This is a genomic window from Kordiimonas aestuarii (genome assembly GCF_025574465.1).
Taxonomy (GTDB): domain Bacteria; phylum Pseudomonadota; class Alphaproteobacteria; order Sphingomonadales; family Kordiimonadaceae; genus Kordiimonas; species Kordiimonas aestuarii.
Window position 1 is genome coordinate 1279590 of the sequence record NZ_JAOBPP010000021.1, and the last position, 18140, is coordinate 1297729.

The following is an 18140-nucleotide window of genomic DNA, read 5'->3' on the forward strand; positions in this document are numbered from 1 at the left end:
CCTTGGCACAGCTTATGCATCACCTCTTTCGGGTTATTGCTGAGAAGTGAGTTGCCGGAGAAAAGAAATGCCATCTGTTAATTTGGAACTGCAACTGAAATTTTTAAACGAGCTGGACACAGCGCTTGCCGAGGCGCTTGGTCGCTACACGGATGAGGGCGCTGAGAAACTGGCGGAGCTTGAATACATGCAGCGCGAAGTCACGCGGGCACGGAGAGTGATCAACGATCGCCTGAAGGTAACGGACGCTGAAAAGCCAAGTCGTCGGGCGCCGCAAAAAGACGAAGCTTTCCGCGAAGCAGCGTTCTCGTAAGGGCGCTGCCTAACTACCGTCGCCTGCGATATCGACCTCGGTGCCAAGCATCTCGAAGATGTCGAGCACGACATCCGAAAGCGTGCCAATGCCAGCGCTAAGGCCTGCGGCGATCAATGCGCCGATCAGGCAGTATTCCACCGCCGTTGCTCCGTCAATATTGCGTATAAGTTGGCCTAAGGCAGCGGGATAACGCTGCCTTGTCAGTTGCCTTATGGTGCCTTTCATGTACCTGTCTCCGCTCGTGCCCGTCTGCCTCACGCTCACCCTGTGCTGCAATCATAAACAATCGGTTAAAGCTTGAATTTGCTTAAAACTGTCGTTACGCGTTGGCGTCATGATGGATTGTCCTGAACCCAATGTGAAAGTTGACGCTGGCCTGCCAACCGTGCTGGTCGCCGCCATCGCGCTTGTTGATATCGATGGGCGGGTATTGATTGCCGAGCGCCCGAAAGGCAAGTCCATGGCGGGCATGTGGGAATTTCCCGGCGGCAAGGTCGAGGACGGAGAAATCCCGGAGGCCGCGCTGATCCGCGAATGTAAGGAAGAGCTGGATATCGACATAACAGCCGCCTGCCTTGCCCCTTTCGCCTTTGCGTCCCACTCGTATGAGAAGTTCCACCTTCTGATGCCGCTTTATGTGTGCAGAAAGTGGGAAGGACTTGTGCGGGGCATGGAGGGCCAGCGTACCAAGTGGGTCAGGATACGTGACCTTGGTGGCTATGAGATGCCGCCGGCGGACGAACCCCTTGTCGCAATGCTCAGGGATTTCTTTTGAGCGCGGTTGCGCTGGAAGAAATAGTGCTGGCGGACGACATGATCGTCCAGTTTCTTAAAACAGTTAAAAACCATGGCCCCAGCAGCGCCTATGTCGCGGCAGGGTCGGTTCGCAACCTCGTGTGGGACAAGCGCTATGGTCGCGTGCCTGACTACCGGGCAGCGGACGTGGATGTGGTCTATTTTGACACAAGTGACCGGTCAAGAGAATCCGAATCCCGATATGAGAAGGCATTAACGACTATAGCGCCGGGCCATGACTGGCAGGTGCGCAACCAGGCCCGCATGCATGTGCCCGCGGGCGACCCGCCATACAAAAATATGGCCGATGCACTATCGCATTGGCCCGAGACAGCAACGGCGGTGGCCGCCCGGCTGGATACGCAGGGTGGGCTTGAGCTTGTCACGCCCTTCGGTCCAGGTGATCTGATGGGTCATGTGTTGCGGCCAACCCCGGCCATCATGGCGCGGGATGTGGGCATCTTCCGCGCGCGGGTACAGCAGAAACGGTGGCTTGAACGCTGGCCTGACCTTGAGGTGCTGGAGGCTTGATCATTCAGGCTTTTTGGGTGGCCTGTCTGCCTTCAATGCGTCGGCAAGGTTCACCTTGCCACTGCCAGGCTTAAGCGGTTTTTGCTGGCTCTCATGCGGGTGCCAGCCGGTCATATACATCACCTGAAATGTGGCGGGGATACGCCCGTCAGGTCCGGCGTATTTCGCCGTATATATCTCGCACGCGCGGGCCAGCACATCTCGGCGCAGGAAGGTGCGGCTTCGCGTCGTCATGGCGTTTGCTTCCCCCATGCCCCTGAGTTCCTGCATCAGCTTGAGCGGGTGTTCGTAGGTGACTGTAATGGTGTCCATGTCGGTGACCGGTAGGGCAAAGCCCGCGCGCTGCAGCAGGCTGCCCAGGTCGCGGACGTCGGCAAAGGGGATAATACGCGCGCTCGCGCCGCCCACCACTTCCGATTCTGCGGCAATCAGCGCATGGCGCAGCTCATGCAGCGTGTCCCCGCCAAACAGCGAGGCGATGAACAGGCCATCGGGCTTCAGCGCATGATTGGCCTGTACCATCAAGCCGGGCAAATCATTGACCCAGTGCATGCTGAGGTTTGAGATCACCAGGTCATGGCTTGAAGGCGTAGCATCCAGCGCCGCATCGCCTGCCGGCAGGTGTACGGTTGTTGCTTCGTTCACGAAGGACCTGCCTCCGATATCAAGCACATTCTCAAAACGGCGGTTGATGTCTTTCAGCCTGTCCTGCATGCGGTCGGCCACTTCCTCGCGCAGGAAGTCAAACTCTGTGCCCATGGCACGGCCCCGTGCGGCGTTTCGGAGCACGGCATCCATATCAAAAAGGGCATCTGGTTTCTGTGGGCTGGTCATGGGCCTTTCCATAAGCGAGCGAGGGGCGGCTTGCAATAGTGTCGTAGAATTGGTGTTGGCATATGGTGCTGCCGGACGTGTGCTGCTAGGCTTAATTTCATGAAAATGATTGGCCGTCATATCAAACGTGCGGGCGTTGGGCTTCTTGATTTCCTGTTGCCGCCGCGCTGCCCACGATGCAGCATCCGCATCGAGGCGGATGGCCATTTGTGCGGTGCCTGTTGGGGTCAGCTTAAACCCATCACTGTGCCGCTGTGTGTGCGGTGTGGCCTGCCGTTTGGCGCGGGGGATCTTGAGGGCGCCGAATGCGGTGCCTGTCTGCGTGAGCCCCCGGCCTTCGATTGGGCACGAGCGGGCGTGCTGTATGACGATGAAGCCAAATCGCTGATCCTGGGCCTTAAGTATGGAGGTCAGGGCGCCGGGGTGCCCGCTATGGCCCGTATGATGGCAGGGGCACTGGTTGGCCAGCCACGTATGGATATTGTTGTGCCGGTACCGCTTCACCCGCGACGGCTTTTTACCCGGCGGTTTAACCAGTCCCAGCTTATCGGTCGTGCGTTGTCATCCATCCTGTCCCTGCCACTGGATAGTTTTATACTTTTCCGCCACCGGGCGACGCCAAGCCAGGGCACGCTAAGCCGCAAGGGGCGCAAACGTAATGTGACAGGTGCTTTTGCTGTGGCGAAAGACGTGAAGGGCCGGGTTATGGGCAAACGCGTCCTGCTTGTCGACGATGTGCTGACAACAGGCGCGACAGCGTCTGCCTGCGCGGCGGCGCTGAAGCGGGCTGGCGCGCGGGAGGTGGGCCTGGTGGTCTTCGCGCGGGTCAAGGGGCCGCCCGGCTGAGCCATGCGTTTACCGCGTAGCAGCCTTTCCCTTTAACAAAAAGGTAATTTGCCCTACATAGAGGGCGAATGAGTAAAGGAGCCAAGCGTGGCCAATATTGTAATGTATAGTTCCGGCATGTGCCCATACTGCTACCGCGCTAAGGCGCTGCTGCAACAAAAGGGCGTCGCCTTTCGTGAAATCAGCGTGGACATGAACCCGCAAGCGCGCCGCGAGATGCGTGAAAAAGCGGGCGGTGTGAACACAGTGCCGCAAATCTGGGTTGGTGAAACGCACGTGGGCGGCTGCGACGAATTGTATGCGCTTGATGCGCGCGGTGGGCTTGACCCGCTTCTGTCAAGGTAGGCTTCATGCTACGCGCAGCCCTCATCCAGCTTAATACCGGAAACGAGCTTCTGCCTGCGGTTGACGCGGCAGAAAAGCTTATCCGTGAAGCAGCCGAGGGCGGCGCCACTTTCATCAGCACGCCAGAAACCACCCACCTGATGGAAATGAATCGCAAGGTGGTGCTGGACAAGGCCTTCTACCAGCAGGATGACCCGGGGCTGGCGCGGTTTCGTTCGCTTGCGGCGGAACTGGAGGTCTGGCTGCATATCGGTTCGCTGATCATCAGGGTGGCGGATGATCGGCTGGCGAATCGCGCATTTCTTCTCGGTCCCGGGGGTGAGATTGTCACGCAGTATGACAAGATGCACATGTTTGACGTGGACCTGGGTGGCGGTGAGGTTTACCGCGAAAGCACGCTCTATAAGCCGGGCGGAACAGCGCAGGTCGTGAAAACATCGATCGGTACGTTTGGGCTTTCGGTCTGTTATGACCTGCGCTTCCCCTACCTTTACCGTGCGATGGCAGAGGCGGGTGCTGATATCGTGCTTGTCCCGGCGGCTTTCACAAAGCCCACCGGTGAGGCACACTGGCATACGCTGCTGCGTGCACGCGCCATCGAGACAGGCGCTTTTGTGCTGGCCGCGGCGCAAACCGGCCACCACGCCACGGGACGCGATACCTATGGCCACAGTCTTGCCATCAGCCCGTGGGGTGATGTTCTGGCGGACGGTGGCAACGAGGTTGGTGTGACCTACGTAGATATAGACCTTGCAAAGGTCGCGGAAGCGCGGCAAAAAATCCCGTCGCTGAAACACACACGCGGCTTTGAAATAGAGTATAGTGACCACTCATGATCGTATTTGACCTTAAATGCCCCGAGAATCACCGCTTCGAAGCGTGGTTCAAGTCATCCTCCACCTTTGAGGAACAGCGCGATGCGGGCATCGTGGAATGTCCCTATTGCGGTGCGACGGACGTCGCTAAGGCACCGATGGCTCCCAACGTAAGCGCCAAGGGCAATCGCCGCGCGGAAACCGCGCCCATGGTACAGAACAAGGATGATGCAAAGTTGGGTGCGCTGGTGGAAGAGGCGCAGAAGGTTTTCGCCAAGCTAAGAAGCCACGTGGAGAAAAACTGCGATTATGTTGGTGACCAGTTCGCCGAGGAAGCGCGGAAAATTCATTACGGCGAAGCCGATGAGCGCGGCATTTACGGTGAAAGCACGCTGGAGGAAACCAAGTCGCTTCTCGATGAAGGCATTGAGATCGTGCCGTTACCGGGCAACAGCCGCAAGGACGCCTAGACGGATATGAGGCGACGGTAGGCGGCGGGTGTGAGACCGGTATGCCGCTTGAACTGTTGGGTCATATGACTTTGTTGGGCAAAACCGGTTTGGGCCGCGATATCGGCCAGCGATTGCTCGCTTGAGATCAGGCCCTTCACAGCTTCAACCCGCTTGCGGCATATGTATTGTGCGGGTGCTTCACCAAAACTTTCCTTGAACTGACGCGCAAAATGAAATGGGCTGAGGCCCACAAGGGACGCCAGCCCCGCAATGCTGAGCGGCGTGGCAAGCTGGTCCTGAACAACCGCACGGATCAATCTTGCATGCTTGAGTGAAAGCCCGCCACGGATCGGGGTGGCAGCAATGTTGAAGCTGTTATAGTTGGTCAGCAGGTGCGCAAGGATCTGGTAGAATAGTTGCTCACCTAAGAGGCTCAGCCTTCCTGAGCTGTCCTGGCAATTCTGAATGTAGCTTTGCATCAGGTGCCGCAGCCCAGAGTCGTCCTGATACGTGAGGTCCATCAGTTCAAAAAGTCGCACATCGCGGTCGAAATGATCACTGGCAAACTGCCTGAGCACCCGGTCAGAGAAATAGAGATGGGCAAAGTCGATGCGTCCACCAATCTCCCAGCGCGACAGATGTCCCTCCGGCATCAGTGACAGTATGCCCGCGCGCCCCTTACGGTCACGCTGATCTTCACGGCAACTTGTTTCACCGCCAGCCAGATAGAGGCTGAGAGTATGGCTGTCTGATTTCTGGTATGCCACCCGGCTCCGGTCAATCGACCACTGAGCAATGGCAATTTCGCGGCGCAGGTCATACTGCCCGGTCATTTCGGCATTCACGCTAATGAGTGGCGCGCGGTCCATATTGGTGTGCTGTTAAGCCCCGAGATTACCAAGTCTTACTACGATACAGGACCTGCAATCATTTCAGCAAGATTTTGATATGCACACAGGATGCCATGATGTTAGCTCGCAGTCATAGCCCGCGTATAGACGGGCGTTTCAGCGAGAGAGATCAAAAATGACATCCAAATTCTTTTCCGATAAAGCCGAAAACAGCCGCAGAACCTGGTTCTGGGCCATTCCCATCCTGTTGCCGATCTTCCTGATCGGGGGGCAAATTATGGCGCTACTGCCGGCGCGGTGGGCCAACTTACTCAATGCGGAAACCATCGAGACCTATCCAACCATCCTTTATTTTCTGGCGGCATCCTTCGCGACGGGATTTGTACTTCTGACCCTGTGGGTTAAGTATTTTGAACGTCGTAATCTTGCCAGCATCGGCATTGCGTTCGTGCCCCAGGCAAAAGGGCATTTCTCAAAGGGGTATATCTATGGCCTGGCCATGGCGGCGATCTCTGTGCTCGGGGTGTGGGCCGTGGACGGCTACACAATTGAAAGCCCGCAGGATTTTGCACGGGTCAGCTATATCCCGATTCTGCTCCTGTGCTTTTCCTTCATCGTGCAGTCCAGTGTTGAAGAATTTTTCTTCAGGGGGTGGATGCTATCCCGTCTTGCAGAGCGGTTCGGCATCTGGACCGGCATTCTTGGTAACGGGGCGCTCTTTACCTTGATGCATGTGGACTTTGAAGCCGCTTTTGATCCCGTACCATTCGCCATTTTTGCGACCATGACCATGACATTCTCGATCTTCACAAGCCTGCTTGTAGTTCGGCAAAAAACCATATGGGGTGCTGCGGCATGGCATGCGGCCTGGAACTGGTCTTTCATCACATGGTTTGGTCTGCCGACGACCGGCATTGCGCTTGATGTCAAACCGTTGTGGGTTGACCTGATGATGCGTGAGGGTGCACCAGAATGGCTGACAGGCGGGTCGGATGGCCCGGAGAACAGCATTATAACAAGTGTTGTTCTGATCGTCTGCTGTGTGCTGGCCGCATGGGGCGCGGGCAGGAAAAAATCAGCCTAGCGCGACTGGAGGCAGCCACCGCGCCCGTCAGGGTGCGGTGGCTGTCATGGCGTAATTGACCGCTACGTCCCGGTCAGACAGTCGCCATTTCTGTGTGATGGGGTTGAAGACAAAACCGGTCGGCGCACTTGCCGCCAGTCCCGCGCGTTTGCATGCGCCGGCCAGTTCTTCTGGTTTCAGGAATTTGCTCCAGTCATGGGCGCCGACAGGCAGCCAGCGTAGAACATGCTCTGCTCCGACAATCGCGAACAGATAGGCTTTTGCCGTACGGTTGAGGGTCGAGAGCAGCATCAGTCCACCGGGCTTGAGGAGCGCGCGGCATGCGGCCAGATAGGCATCTACGTCCGCCACATGTTCAACCACCTCCATGTTGACGATGATGTCAAACTGTTCGCCGGCCTCCGCCAGCGCCTCGGCTGTGGTGTTGCGGAAGTCCACCGCCAGGCTGCTTTGTTTGGCATGCAGGCTGGCGGTCATGATGTTTTTTTCCGCCGCGTCGACGGCGACCACATCTGCGCCAAGCCGCGCCATCGGTTCGGTGATCAGGCCCCCACCACAGCCGATGTCCAGTAAACGGAAACCTTCAAAAGGTTTTGCTAGGCCCAACTCAAGCGAGAAGTGCGCTTCCACTTCCTGCCGGATATAGCCAAGACGTGTCGGGTTCAGGATATGCAGCGGCTTGAAAGGGCCCTTCGGATCCCACCAGCTGTCGGCGATACGGGCGAAGAAAGCGACCTCGTCTTCATTCACCGTTGTGCCTTCGGCCATTTTATTGCCGTCATTCAGCATATCTTTTGTTTCCCGTAAGCTTTTCGAACCTTTAGACCATTTTGAGCGCTTGCGCGAGCGCTGGCCAGCCATTAAACAATTACGCGCTGCACTTCAATACGCACGCTGATGGCTCTTGGGTCAAGGTGCTTGCGTCAAACTGACAGACCTTCTTACTCAAGCGAGGGCCGAATTACCAAATGGCACGCATAGTTAAAAAGTTTGGCGGTACGTCGGTCGGCGATGTCGATCGCATCCGCAATGTTGCAACCCGGGTTGCCAAGGCGGTGGCCGATGGTCACGAGGTGGTGGTCGTGTTGTCCGCCATGTCGGGCACAACGAACCAGCTTGTGGAATTTTGCCGCGCGGCGGCACCCCTGCATGACGCGCGGGAATATGATACCGTGGTCGCAGCAGGCGAACAGATAACCATCGGCCTTCTCTCGATATGCCTTCAGGAGATGGGGGTGCCCGCGCGTTCCTTCCTTGGCTGGCAGGTGCCGATCCGTACCAACGATGTGCACGGTGCCGCGCGCATCGAGGAAATTGATACCAAGACACTGAATGAGTGTCTGGCGGGTGGCCGCGTGGCTGTGGTGGCCGGCTTCCAGGGTATCGCGGATGATGGCCGTATCACCACGCTGGGCCGCGGTGGCTCGGACACCTCTGCGGTGGCGCTGGCGGCCGCGCTCAAGGCGGATCGCTGTGATATCTACACGGATGTGGACGGTGTTTACACCACCGACCCCCGTATTGTGCCGCGGGCGCGCAAACTTGATAAAATTACGTATGAAGAGATGCTTGAAATGGCATCCCTTGGGGCCAAAGTATTGCAAACACGTTCCGTTGCTCTTGCCATGAAACATGGTGTGCGCACGCAGGTGTTGTCTTCCTTTGAAGACAAGCCCGGAACGCTTGTTGTTGGTGAGGACGAGATCGTGGAACAGGAAGTAGTCAGCGGGATCGCATATTCCCGCGCTGAAGCTAAAGTAACCGTTGTGGGCCTTGAAGACCGCCCGGGGCAGGTATCGCACCTGTTTGCCCCGCTTGCGGCGGCTAACATCAATGTCGATATGATTGTGCAAAGCGCATCCGAGAATGGTACGTCCACTGACGTGACCTTCACCGTGCCTGAAGACGATCTGTTGCGGGCAGTCAAGGTGCTCGAATCCAAAAAGGAAGAGCTGAAGTACCGCGATCTTGTCTATAACGGCAACGTTGTAAAAGTGTCTGTTGTTGGTGTTGGCATGCGCAGTCACGCCGGTGTGGCATCGAAGATGTTTGACACGCTTGCAGACAAAGGGATCAACATTCAGGTTATCTCCACATCTGAGATCAAGGTGAGCGTGATTATCGACGCTGAGTACACCGAGCTTGCAGTACGCGCCCTTCATAGTGCATATGGTCTCGACGCGCCGGTGAAGGCGTAATGATGTTTGAAGGGGTGGCAATGTCCGAAGAAGGTTTGGCAAGACTGGAAGCGCTGTGGAAGCGCGGCACAGATTTTCTCGGCAGCAAATATGCCATCCTTGGTGGGGCCATGACCTGGGTGTCCGAGCGCAACCTTGTCGCTGCCATTTCAAACGCCGGTGGATTTGGGGTTATCGCCTGTGGTGGCATGACGCCCGACCTTCTGGCCGCTGAAATCGATGCAACCCGGGCCCTGACCGATAAACCTTTTGGCGTGAACCTCATCACCCTGCATCCGGCGCTTGATGCGCTGATCGATGTGTGCGGTGAAAAAGAGGTTAGCCACGTGGTGCTGGCGGGCGGCCTGCCTTCCGGCACCGCTATCGCCAAGATAAAAGGCTATGGCGCCAAGCTGATGTGTTTCGCACCAACGGCGACCTTGGCAAAGAAGCTGGTGCGTTCCGGCGCTGACGCGATCATCATTGAAGGTATGGAGGCCGGTGGCCACATCGGCCCGGTCTCCACCAGTGTGCTGGCGCAGGAAATCCTGCCGGTCATTACTGATGTGCCTGTGTTCGTTGCCGGTGGTATCGGCCGGGGGGAAGTGATCGCCAGCTATCTCGAGATGGGCGCATCTGGCGTACAGCTTGGCACCCGTTTTGTGGTGGCTGAGGAATGTATCGCCCACGAAAAATTCAAAAAGGCCTTTATCCGTGCCAGCGCGCGGGACGCGGTTGCCAGTGTGCAGGTGGATGCGCGCTTCCCTGTTATTCCAGTGCGTGCGCTTAAAAATGAAGGCACGGAAAAATTCATGGCAACACAACGCGATATTGTTGCGCGCTTCCACGGCGGAGAGGTCAGCCAGGAAGAAGGGCAGATGCAGATCGAGCACTTCTGGGGTGGCGCACTTCGCCGCGCAGTGGTTGACGGTGACGTGGAAACCGGTTCTGTTATGGCCGGTCAAAGTGTTGGCATGGTCAAAAAGGTCGAGCCGACAGCTGCGATCATCGACGAACTTGTTGCCCAGGCCTGCACGTATCTTGTGGCCTGAGCATTATGCTCGAGAACTGTACCTGCCGCGCTGTTTTGTGGTAGGTCGGCACGACGACAAAGGGGGATGCTTTGCCTGACCATGTCAGTCAGCCAAGACTGCTTTTACGGCGGCTGCACAGCGTTATGGCTGGCAGCGGCGCGCCGCAGGACAGGCTTAATCGCGTTGTCCGCGTGATCGCGCAGAATATGGTCGCCGAGGTATGCTCGATCTATCTGGCGCGCGCGGGCGGTGTTCTTGAACTTTTTGCCACCGAAGGCCTGAAGGAAGAGGCGGTTCACCTCACTCGCATGACCGTGGGCGAAGGCCTCGTGGGCCTCGTCGCAGAGCGTGGTCTGCCGCTTAACCTTTCGGAAGCCCCTCAGCACCCTCGCTTCTCCTACCGCCCCGAGACGGGGGAGGATATCTATCACAGCTTCCTGGGTGTGCCGATTTTGCGCACAGGTCGTGTTGTCGGCGTACTGGTTGTGCAAAATGTCACCCCCCGCCGCTACAAGCCCGAGGAAGTTGAGGCGCTGCAAACTATCTCGATGGTGATAGCCGAGCTTGTCGCCTCTGGCGAGCTCGTCGACAAGCAGGAACTGACGGAGGACAGCGGCTCCACGGGCGAACCCATCACGCTTGATGGTCTTACCCTCGCGGCCGGTGTGGGCGCCGGCATTGCCGTATTCCACCAGCCGCAGGTGCAGATCACCCGAACGGTTGCCGAAGATATTGAGGAAGAGCGCAAGCGCCTCGAAGATGCTATTGCCGAGATGCGTCTCCAGCTTGAGGAGATGGTTGAGCATCCGGATCTCGCACATGGCGGTGAACACCGCGAGGTGCTGGAGACCTACCGTATGTTCGCCTACGACCGCGGCTGGCAGGAGAAGATGCGCGACGCGGTATCTTCCGGCCTGACGGCAGAGGCCGCGGTAGACAGGGTGCAGCAGGAAAACCGCATGCGGATGTACAAGATCCGCGACCCTTACCTGCGGGAGCGTATTTCTGACTTTGATGATCTCGCCATCCGGCTTATCCGCATCATTCAGGGTGACAAAAGCAAATACCGCGCTGATCTGACCGAGGACGCCGTCCTTGTGGCCCGCAGCATCGGCCCCGCGGAGTTGATGGACTATGACCGGCAATATCTGAAAGCTATCGTGCTTGAGGAAGGCTCCACCACCTCACATGTGACGATCATCGCCCGTGCCATGGGTATCCCGATGTTGGGCCGCGTCACAGGGCTGTTGACCCATGTCGAGGCGGGAGAGCCCGTTGTTGTCGACAGTGCATCAGAGCATGTTTATGTGCGCCCGGCGGAAGATGTTCTTGAAAGCTACAAGGCGACCCTCAAGCTGCAGGAACAGTTGCTGGCGGAATATGCCGCGGAACGCGACCTGCCTGCCGAAACCCGTGATGGTGAGAAGGTCACCCTGCTGATGAATGCAGGCCTTCTGGTGGATCTGCCCAGCCTTGATAATACGGGGGCTGAGGGCATTGGCCTGTTTCGTACGGAATTCCAGTTCATGGTCGCACCCGCCCTGCCAAAGGTAGACGAACAGACCAAGGTCTATTCCGCTGCCATCGAAGCGGCGGGTGATCGCCCGGTGGTATTCCGCACGCTTGATATTGGCGGCGACAAGCAGGTGCCTTTCTTGCCGCGGGACGAAGAAGAAAACCCGGCCATGGGCTGGCGCGCCATTCGTATCGCGCTCGACCGGCCCGCGCTCCTTCGTTACCAGTTGCGCGCTCTGCTTTACGCTTCTGCGGGCAGGACATTGAATGTCATGTTCCCGATGATCGCGGAGGTCGCTGAACTCAGGCGCTGCAAGGTGATACTGAACAAGGAAATCGCCCGCCTCGCGAAATATGACAAGGTGCCCCCGAAAGAAGTGAAGGTTGGCTGCATGCTGGAGGTGCCATCGCTTGCATGGCAGCTTGATCTACTGGTGCAGGAAGTAGACTTTCTCTCGATCGGCACCAATGACCTGATGCAGTTCTTCTTTGCCTGCGACCGGTCCAGCCCGCGGCTGGCCAACAGGTATGACTTGCTTGCACCGCCGGTTCTCTCGTTCCTGCAGTCGATCTTCAAGGCATGCGACAAAGCGGGTGTGCCGGTAACGTTGTGCGGCGAGATGGGGGGTAAACCTATTGAAGCCATGGCACTGGTGGCACTTGGCCTGCGCCGGCTTTCGATTTCGCCGACGTCCATCGGCCCGGTGAAACGTATGATTCGCTCTGTTGACCTCGGGTCACTTAGGGATTTTGTGTTTTCCAACCTGCAATCAGCCGAACACTCGATTCGCGACTCGCTTGTGCATTATGCCCGCGATCACAACATAAAACTCTGAATTTCCCTTTGGGTTTATTGATTTGCGCCGAAGGCGTGAAAAAAAGTCTCTAAAATTTATTTCTATTTGACACATGGCGTTAAATGTTTTTTGACTTAAGTGTGGTCCAATAGAACCGTGAACGAATCATACACGGGCCGCAACCGCAGGCTGTCGCAAGATGCGGGGCAAAAAAAGCAGCCTGATTGTTGTGCTTGAGAGGGTCGAAGGTCCTTATCCTTGCCGACCCAGGAACTACGGTAATACTAGCTACTAACGGGTAGGGGGCTGCCCAGTATCGAGTAGCAGGGGACGGTTATAATAATGACGAACGAAAAAAAGACAGTCGGAGAACTGTTGGAAGAGGCACGCATTGCCTGTGGGCGCGATATTGACACCATCGCCAAGGACATATGCGTACGCTCCGGTTATCTCTCCGCCATCGAAGCAGGCAAGCATGATGCGTTGCCTGGAAATACCTTTGCTATCGGTTTTGTGCGGGCTTATGCCAAAGCCCTGTCGCTTGATGCAGAAGCCATCGCGCAGGCGTTCAAGGACGAACTGGGTGTGAAAACAGCACCGGTTATGGCGGAAGGTCAACGACCAGCTATTCATAAGCCGATCAAAACGCGCCGTCGTTTGCCCGCATGGCTGTCACCCCTTGGCGGCATTGTTGGTGCTGCATTGGTGTGGGCCTTCATGGGTAACACTATTGCGCCCTTTACGCTGGTTGCGGACAACGAGATTGTTGATCCGGCGACAGATAGTGCACAACTGATAGCCGTCCAGGCCAAGCTGGAGGTCGCTGCTGCCGATTTAGCGGCCCACAACGATGGTTCAGGCGTATCAGTATCTGTTGATGATATCCTCAGCACAGATCCTGCACACGACGAAACGGTGAAAGCAACCGGTGTGTCGCCCCTGCCGCATTCCCTGTTCCTGCCTGCCGCGAACGCGATGCCAACAGCCAGCGATGGCGAAGGCCGCAGCGACATCCTGCTGTCCGCCAGCGAAGACGCCTGGGTGCGTCTCGCGAAAGAGGACGGCACGGAGATATGGTCCGGTGTATTGCGTGAAGGTCAAAGCTATCGCCCCCTTCTGGAGGGTGATGTGCTGTTGTCTACCAGCAACGCCGCTGGTGTGACACTGACCGTTGGCAACCGCCAGATCAAGTCATTGGGTGAACGTGGGGAGGTCGTGAAAGGCCTGTCGCTTGACGGGGAGAAGCTGCTGTCGAATGCCGTGCAGGGAAGCCGCACAGTCACCGGCTCACGCTAAAAGCCGAAATCCAGTATCAAATCCTGAAAATCCTTGCTTTTGGCAAGGCGCTTCATCATGTATAACGCCACCAAAGCAATGACGGTGGTAAAGGTATAGTCACGCGATGAGCATTCGCCCCTGGAGAGATATTATCAGACGGAAGTCCCGCCAGATCATGGTGGGCAATGTTCCTGTGGGTGGGGATGCACCCATTTCGGTGCAAACCATGACCAACACGCTGACCTCTGACCCGCTTGCGACTATCAAGCAAATCCATGCCGCCAAGGAAGCCGGTGCAGATATCGTGCGTGTTTCCTGCCCGGACGAAGCGTCAACGAAGGCTATGCCCGAGATTTGCCGTGAGGCAGGTCTGCCGATTATCGCGGATATCCATTTCCATTATAAACGCGCGCTTGAAGCTGCGGATGCCGGCGCGGCGTGCCTGCGTATCAACCCGGGCAATATTGGCTCTGCCGAGCGGGTCCGCGAAGTGGTTCGCGCCGCCAAGGCGAACGGTTGTTCGATGCGCATTGGCGTGAATGCCGGTTCGCTTGAAAAGCACTTGCTCGAAAAATATGCGGAGCCATGCCCCGAAGCGCTTGTTGAAAGCGCACTTGAGCATGCCCGCATTCTGGAAGATAACGACTTTTTTGATTTCAAGATCAGCGTGAAGGCATCTGATCTCTTTCTCGCAGTAGCGGCCTATCAGGGCCTTGCCGACGCCTGTGATTACCCGCTGCATCTCGGTATCACCGAAGCAGGCGGCCTGAGGGGCGGTACGGTAAAATCATCAATTGGCATTGGCTCGCTGCTTTGGGCAGGTATTGGTGACACGATCCGGGTTTCACTGTCCGCCGATCCGGTTGAGGAAGTTAAAGCCGGATTTGAAATGCTCAAGTCACTTGGTCTTCGTCACCGCGGTGTGCGTATTGTTTCCTGCCCCTCCTGTGCACGGCAGGCGTTCCCGGTGATCAAGACCGTTGAGGTACTGGAAGAACGCCTCGCGCATATCCACACGCCGCTCAGCCTATCGATCATTGGCTGCGTCGTGAACGGTCCCGGGGAAGCGCGCGAGACCGACATTGGCCTGACAGGCGGTGGGCAGGGTAACCATATGGTTTACCTCTCAGGCGTGACCGACCATAAAATTACCGACGACAAACTTGTCGACCATATCGTGACGCTGGTGGAAGAAAAAGCCGCGGAAATCGAAGCCGCAGCCGCGTCTCATTAGCTACAATAAAAGGAATTTCCCGTGTCCAAACTGCAACCAGCGCGGGGCACGCGCGATATCTATGGGGATGAAGCCCTTGGCATGAACGCGGTGGTGGATACCTTCCGCCGTGTCGCGGGCTCTTATGGGTTCGAAGACCTCGCCACCCCGATTTTTGAATTTACCGAAGTGTTCAAACGCCCGCTTGGCGAAGCCTCCGATGTTGTCTCGAAGGAAATGTACACATTCGAGGACCGTGGCGGCGAAGAAGTGACCTTGCGCCCCGAATTTACGGCCGGTGTCTGCCGCGCCTTCATCTCCAATGGTATGCAGCAGAACCTGCCGTGCCGTCTGATGAGCCATGGTCCGGTGTTCCGCTACGAGAGGCCGCAAAAAGGCCGCTATCGCCAGTTCCACCAGATCAATGCTGAGATGATCGGCCCGGAGACGGCAGAGTTCGATGTCGACATGGTCGCCATGGCGTGGCGCCTGCTGTGTGAACTGGGCATGCGGGATAAAGTTGTCCTGCACCTCAATACACTGGGGGATGTCGAAAGCCGCGCGGCTTACCGCGATGCGCTTGTTGCCTATTTCAGCGCGCACAAGGACAAATTGTCGGAAGACAGTGTGCGGCGGTTGGATACCAACCCGCTACGAATCCTTGACAGCAAGGACGAGGGCGACAAAGTTTTGGTGGCGGATGCGCCACTGATGTCTGAGCACCTGAACAAAGAGTCGCGTGCGTTTTTTGACCTTGTCAAAGCAGGACTCGAAGCCGCAGGCGTGCCGTTTGAGCACGACGAACGGCTGGTACGCGGGCTGGATTATTACACGCACACCGCGTTTGAGTTCATCACCACAGAGCTGGGCGCGCAAGGCACGGTGCTTGCTGGTGGCCGGTATGACGGGCTTATTGAAAAGCTGGGTGGCTCCAAGGTCGCCGGCGTGGGCTGGGCAGGCGGTATTGAACGCCTTGCGATGCTGACAACGATTGTGCCGGAGGTAGCCCGGCCGCTTTTCATGTTGCCAATGGGTGAAGCCGCGACATTGAAGGCATTTGCGCTTGCGGAAGATTTGCGCGCCGAGGGGTACACTGTTATCGCGGACCGTAGTGGTAATCTGAAGAAGCGCCTGACCCGTGCGAGCAAGGCAAATGCGCGTTTCGCGGTAATCCTCGGCGACAACGAGCTTGAAGCCGGCATGGTTATGGTCAAGGACCTTGACCGAGGCACGCAGGATCAGGTGACATTTGACGCGCTGACCGCGGCAGTGGTGGAGTAAAAGCATGGCAACAGTTTCCGAAGAACGACTGCAACAGTTGCTTGACCGCTATGACTATCTTGGTCATGCGCTGGGCACGCCGGATGAATTCTCCAACGAGGAATTCGTCAAGCTGAGCCGCGAGTATGCTGACCTTGGCCCTGTTATAGAGACGGTCAACGAGTTGAGGGCCGCGCGCGACGAGCTTGAAGATCTTAAGGAAATGGCCGCGTCAGGCGATGATGCGGAAATGCGTGACCTGGCGCAGGACGAGCTGTATGAGCTCAAGGAACGCCTCCCTGAAATGGAGCATGCACTGTCGATCAAACTGCTGCCCAAGGATGCGGCCGACGAACGCTCGGCCATTCTTGAAATTCGGGCCGGTACCGGCGGGGATGAGGCGGCGCTTTTCGGTGGCGATCTTTACCGCATGTACGAAAAATATGCTGAAAGCCAAGGCTGGAAGATGGAGATGATCTCTGCGTCGCCGGCGGAAGTTGGCGGCTTTAAGGAAGTTATGGCCAACGTTACAGGCAAGGGCGTGTTCGCCAAGCTCAAGTTCGAATCTGGTGTCCACAGGGTGCAACGCGTACCGGTAACAGAATCGGGTGGCCGTATCCACACCAGCGCCGCAACTGTGGCGGTGCTGCCAGAAGCGGAAGAAGTGGATATCGACATCAAAACCGAGGATATCCGTATCGACACGATGCGGGCATCGGGTTCCGGTGGGCAGCATGTGAACACGACCGACAGTGCGGTGCGCATCACCCACCTGCCAACAGGCATCATGGTGGTGCAGTCAGAAAAGTCGCAGCATAAAAACCGCGACAAGGCGATGAAAATCCTGCGCGCGCGGCTTTATGACCTTGAGCGCGAGAAAGCGGCGAGCGAACGCGCGTCCGACCGTAAAGCGCAGGTGGGCTCTGGCGACCGCTCTGAACGCATCCGCACCTATAACTTCCCGCAGGGCCGGGTCACGGATCACCGCATTGGCCTGACATTACACAAGCTGGATCAGGTTCTGGCCGGTGAAGGCCTGTCGGAGGTGATTGATGCGCTCATCTCCGAAGATCAGGCGGCGAAGCTTTCTGCTATGGAAGCTGGCTTTTGAGTGATAGTGCGATCACGGCTTTTGCGCGGCTTGTTGGTATGCAAGCTGCGTTTGAAGCCACGGGCAACCCATGTGCCCGGCTTGACGCTGAAATCCTGCTCTCACACGCACTTGGCTGGCCGCCGCTGCGTGTTTATTCTGACCGCGATCATGTGCTTGATGTAAAAGCGCTGGCGACCCTTGCCGGTATGCAGGCAAGGCGCCTCGCGGGTGAGCCTGTGGCATATATCATTGGCGTGCAGGAATTCTGGGGCCTTGAGTTTACCGTAGGCATGGACACGCTGATTCCGCGGGCGGATACCGAAACGCTGGTTGAAGCCGCACTTGCATCGTTGAAGGGTGGCCACGCATCGAAAATTCTGGACTTGGGCACAGGCACCGGCTGCATTCTGCTGAGCCTGTTGAGCGAGCTTCCCGATGCCACGGGCGTGGGCTCTGATGTTAGCGAAGGGGCCGTTTCGCTTGCGCGGCAGAATGCGGACAGGCTTGGTCTGGCGACGCGGGCGCGTTTTACCATGAGCGACTGGTTCAGTGAGATCATGGCGCCTGAAGGCGGCTTTCACGCGGTCGTTTCGAACCCGCCCTATATCCCCGCTGGGGATATTTCTGATTTGATGACGGATGTGCGCGATTTTGAGCCAATGTCAGCCCTTGATGGCGGTGCCGACGGCCTTGATCCCTATCGACTGATTACACGTGACGCACCGACCTTCCTCGCTGATGGCGGGCTTCTTGCTGTAGAAGTTGGCGTGGGGCAGGCTGACGATGTGATGGCGATGTTTGAGCGCGCGGGCTTCGCCAAAGTGCGCTCTTATACCGACCTCGCGGGTATTGTACGTGTGGTGTCAGGCAAAAAAGTTCAGATTCCGGTGATTTAGTCTTGGAA

The 18140-nt window shown here is 57.3% G+C and carries 20 protein-coding genes; 16 read left to right on the forward strand and 4 right to left on the reverse strand.

Annotated features, from left to right (window positions below):
- Window positions 1-67 precede the first annotated feature (67 nt).
- Entirely contained in the window at window positions 68-313 is a 246-nt protein-coding gene (locus OEU85_RS18385) for a hypothetical protein (RefSeq protein WP_262692993.1), read from the forward strand.
- 9 nt (window positions 314-322) lie between these two features.
- On the opposite strand, the gene OEU85_RS18390 is transcribed toward OEU85_RS18385, so the two are convergent.
- Entirely contained in the window at window positions 323-541 is a 219-nt protein-coding gene (locus OEU85_RS18390) for a Flp family type IVb pilin (RefSeq protein ID WP_262692994.1), read from the reverse strand.
- Window positions 542-653: 112 nt separating this feature from the next.
- Between OEU85_RS18390 and OEU85_RS18395 the strand changes: the two genes are divergently transcribed.
- Both OEU85_RS18395 and OEU85_RS18400 read left to right on the forward strand, forming a co-directional pair.
- Window positions 654-1091: a (deoxy)nucleoside triphosphate pyrophosphohydrolase gene (locus OEU85_RS18395; RefSeq protein ID WP_394805450.1), complete on the forward strand. Its 438-nt coding sequence runs from the start codon at window positions 654-656 to the stop codon at window positions 1089-1091.
- A complete protein-coding gene (locus OEU85_RS18400) occupies window positions 1088-1642 on the forward strand; it encodes a nucleotidyltransferase family protein (RefSeq protein WP_262692996.1) in 555 nt (184 codons plus the stop codon). Before OEU85_RS18395 ends, OEU85_RS18400 begins: the two co-directional genes overlap by 4 nt.
- Here OEU85_RS18400 and OEU85_RS18405 read toward each other — a convergent pair whose 3' ends face one another.
- Window positions 1643-2476 (reverse strand): methyltransferase domain-containing protein, encoded by an 834-nt coding sequence (locus OEU85_RS18405; RefSeq protein ID WP_262692997.1) that lies wholly within the window; start codon window positions 2474-2476, stop codon window positions 1643-1645.
- Between the two features lie 99 nt (window positions 2477-2575).
- On the opposite strand from OEU85_RS18405, the gene OEU85_RS18410 reads away from it, so the two are divergent.
- From OEU85_RS18410 to OEU85_RS18425, 4 genes are all read left to right on the forward strand, one after another.
- The gene (locus OEU85_RS18410) at window positions 2576-3322 is read left to right on the forward strand and encodes a ComF family protein (protein WP_262692998.1); all 747 of its coding nucleotides are present in this window, start codon (window positions 2576-2578) and stop codon (window positions 3320-3322) included.
- A 102-nt stretch (window positions 3323-3424) separates the two neighbouring features.
- Complete coding sequence (grxC, locus tag OEU85_RS18415; RefSeq protein ID WP_394805451.1) at window positions 3425-3667, forward strand: glutaredoxin 3; 243 nt, start codon at window positions 3425-3427, stop codon at window positions 3665-3667.
- A gap of 5 nt (window positions 3668-3672) precedes the next feature.
- Entirely contained in the window at window positions 3673-4503 is an 831-nt protein-coding gene (locus OEU85_RS18420) for a carbon-nitrogen hydrolase family protein (RefSeq protein WP_262693001.1), read from the forward strand.
- The gene (locus OEU85_RS18425) at window positions 4500-4952 is read left to right on the forward strand and encodes a DUF1178 family protein (RefSeq protein WP_262693002.1); all 453 of its coding nucleotides are present in this window, start codon (window positions 4500-4502) and stop codon (window positions 4950-4952) included. Before OEU85_RS18420 ends, OEU85_RS18425 begins: the two co-directional genes overlap by 4 nt.
- On the opposite strand, the gene OEU85_RS18430 is transcribed toward OEU85_RS18425, so the two are convergent.
- On the reverse strand, window positions 4949-5803 hold the full coding sequence (locus OEU85_RS18430) for an AraC family transcriptional regulator (RefSeq protein ID WP_262693003.1): 855 nt from the start codon (window positions 5801-5803) through the stop codon (window positions 4949-4951). The two genes, OEU85_RS18425 and OEU85_RS18430, sit on opposite strands and share 4 nt — an antisense overlap.
- Before the next feature lie 157 nt (window positions 5804-5960).
- On the opposite strand from OEU85_RS18430, the gene OEU85_RS18435 reads away from it, so the two are divergent.
- Entirely contained in the window at window positions 5961-6869 is a 909-nt protein-coding gene (locus tag OEU85_RS18435) for a CPBP family intramembrane glutamic endopeptidase (protein WP_262693004.1), read from the forward strand.
- 27 nt (window positions 6870-6896) lie between these two features.
- Here OEU85_RS18435 and ubiG read toward each other — a convergent pair whose 3' ends face one another.
- Window positions 6897-7658: a bifunctional 2-polyprenyl-6-hydroxyphenol methylase/3-demethylubiquinol 3-O-methyltransferase UbiG gene (gene ubiG / locus OEU85_RS18440; protein WP_262693005.1), complete on the reverse strand. Its 762-nt coding sequence runs from the start codon at window positions 7656-7658 to the stop codon at window positions 6897-6899.
- A gap of 179 nt (window positions 7659-7837) precedes the next feature.
- Between ubiG and OEU85_RS18445 the strand changes: the two genes are divergently transcribed.
- The 8 genes from OEU85_RS18445 to prmC all read left to right on the forward strand — a co-directional run bounded on the left by OEU85_RS18445 (window position 7838) and on the right by prmC (window position 18132).
- Window positions 7838-9067 (forward strand): aspartate kinase, encoded by a 1230-nt coding sequence (locus OEU85_RS18445; RefSeq protein WP_262693006.1) that lies wholly within the window; start codon window positions 7838-7840, stop codon window positions 9065-9067.
- Between the two features lie 20 nt (window positions 9068-9087).
- Window positions 9088-10098 (forward strand): NAD(P)H-dependent flavin oxidoreductase, encoded by a 1011-nt coding sequence (locus tag OEU85_RS18450; RefSeq protein WP_262693007.1) that lies wholly within the window; start codon window positions 9088-9090, stop codon window positions 10096-10098.
- Window positions 10099-10223: 125 nt separating this feature from the next.
- Complete coding sequence (ptsP, locus tag OEU85_RS18455) at window positions 10224-12431, forward strand: phosphoenolpyruvate--protein phosphotransferase (protein ID WP_394805452.1); 2208 nt, start codon at window positions 10224-10226, stop codon at window positions 12429-12431.
- A gap of 303 nt (window positions 12432-12734) precedes the next feature.
- On the forward strand, window positions 12735-13688 hold the full coding sequence (locus OEU85_RS18460) for a helix-turn-helix domain-containing protein (protein WP_262693009.1): 954 nt from the start codon (window positions 12735-12737) through the stop codon (window positions 13686-13688).
- Window positions 13689-13794: 106 nt separating this feature from the next.
- Complete coding sequence (ispG, locus tag OEU85_RS18465; protein WP_262693010.1) at window positions 13795-14904, forward strand: flavodoxin-dependent (E)-4-hydroxy-3-methylbut-2-enyl-diphosphate synthase; 1110 nt, start codon at window positions 13795-13797, stop codon at window positions 14902-14904.
- A gap of 21 nt (window positions 14905-14925) precedes the next feature.
- Window positions 14926-16164, forward strand: a complete 1239-nt coding sequence (gene hisS, locus OEU85_RS18470) for a histidine--tRNA ligase (protein WP_262693011.1) — start codon at window positions 14926-14928, stop codon at window positions 16162-16164.
- A gap of 4 nt (window positions 16165-16168) precedes the next feature.
- A complete protein-coding gene (gene prfA, locus OEU85_RS18475; RefSeq protein WP_262693012.1) occupies window positions 16169-17254 on the forward strand; it encodes a peptide chain release factor 1 in 1086 nt (361 codons plus the stop codon).
- Window positions 17251-18132, forward strand: coding sequence for a peptide chain release factor N(5)-glutamine methyltransferase (gene prmC / locus OEU85_RS18480; RefSeq protein WP_262693013.1), 882 nt, complete (start codon window positions 17251-17253; stop codon window positions 18130-18132). The genes prfA and prmC overlap by 4 nt, the downstream gene beginning before the upstream one ends.
- Window positions 18133-18140: the final 8 nt, after the last annotated feature.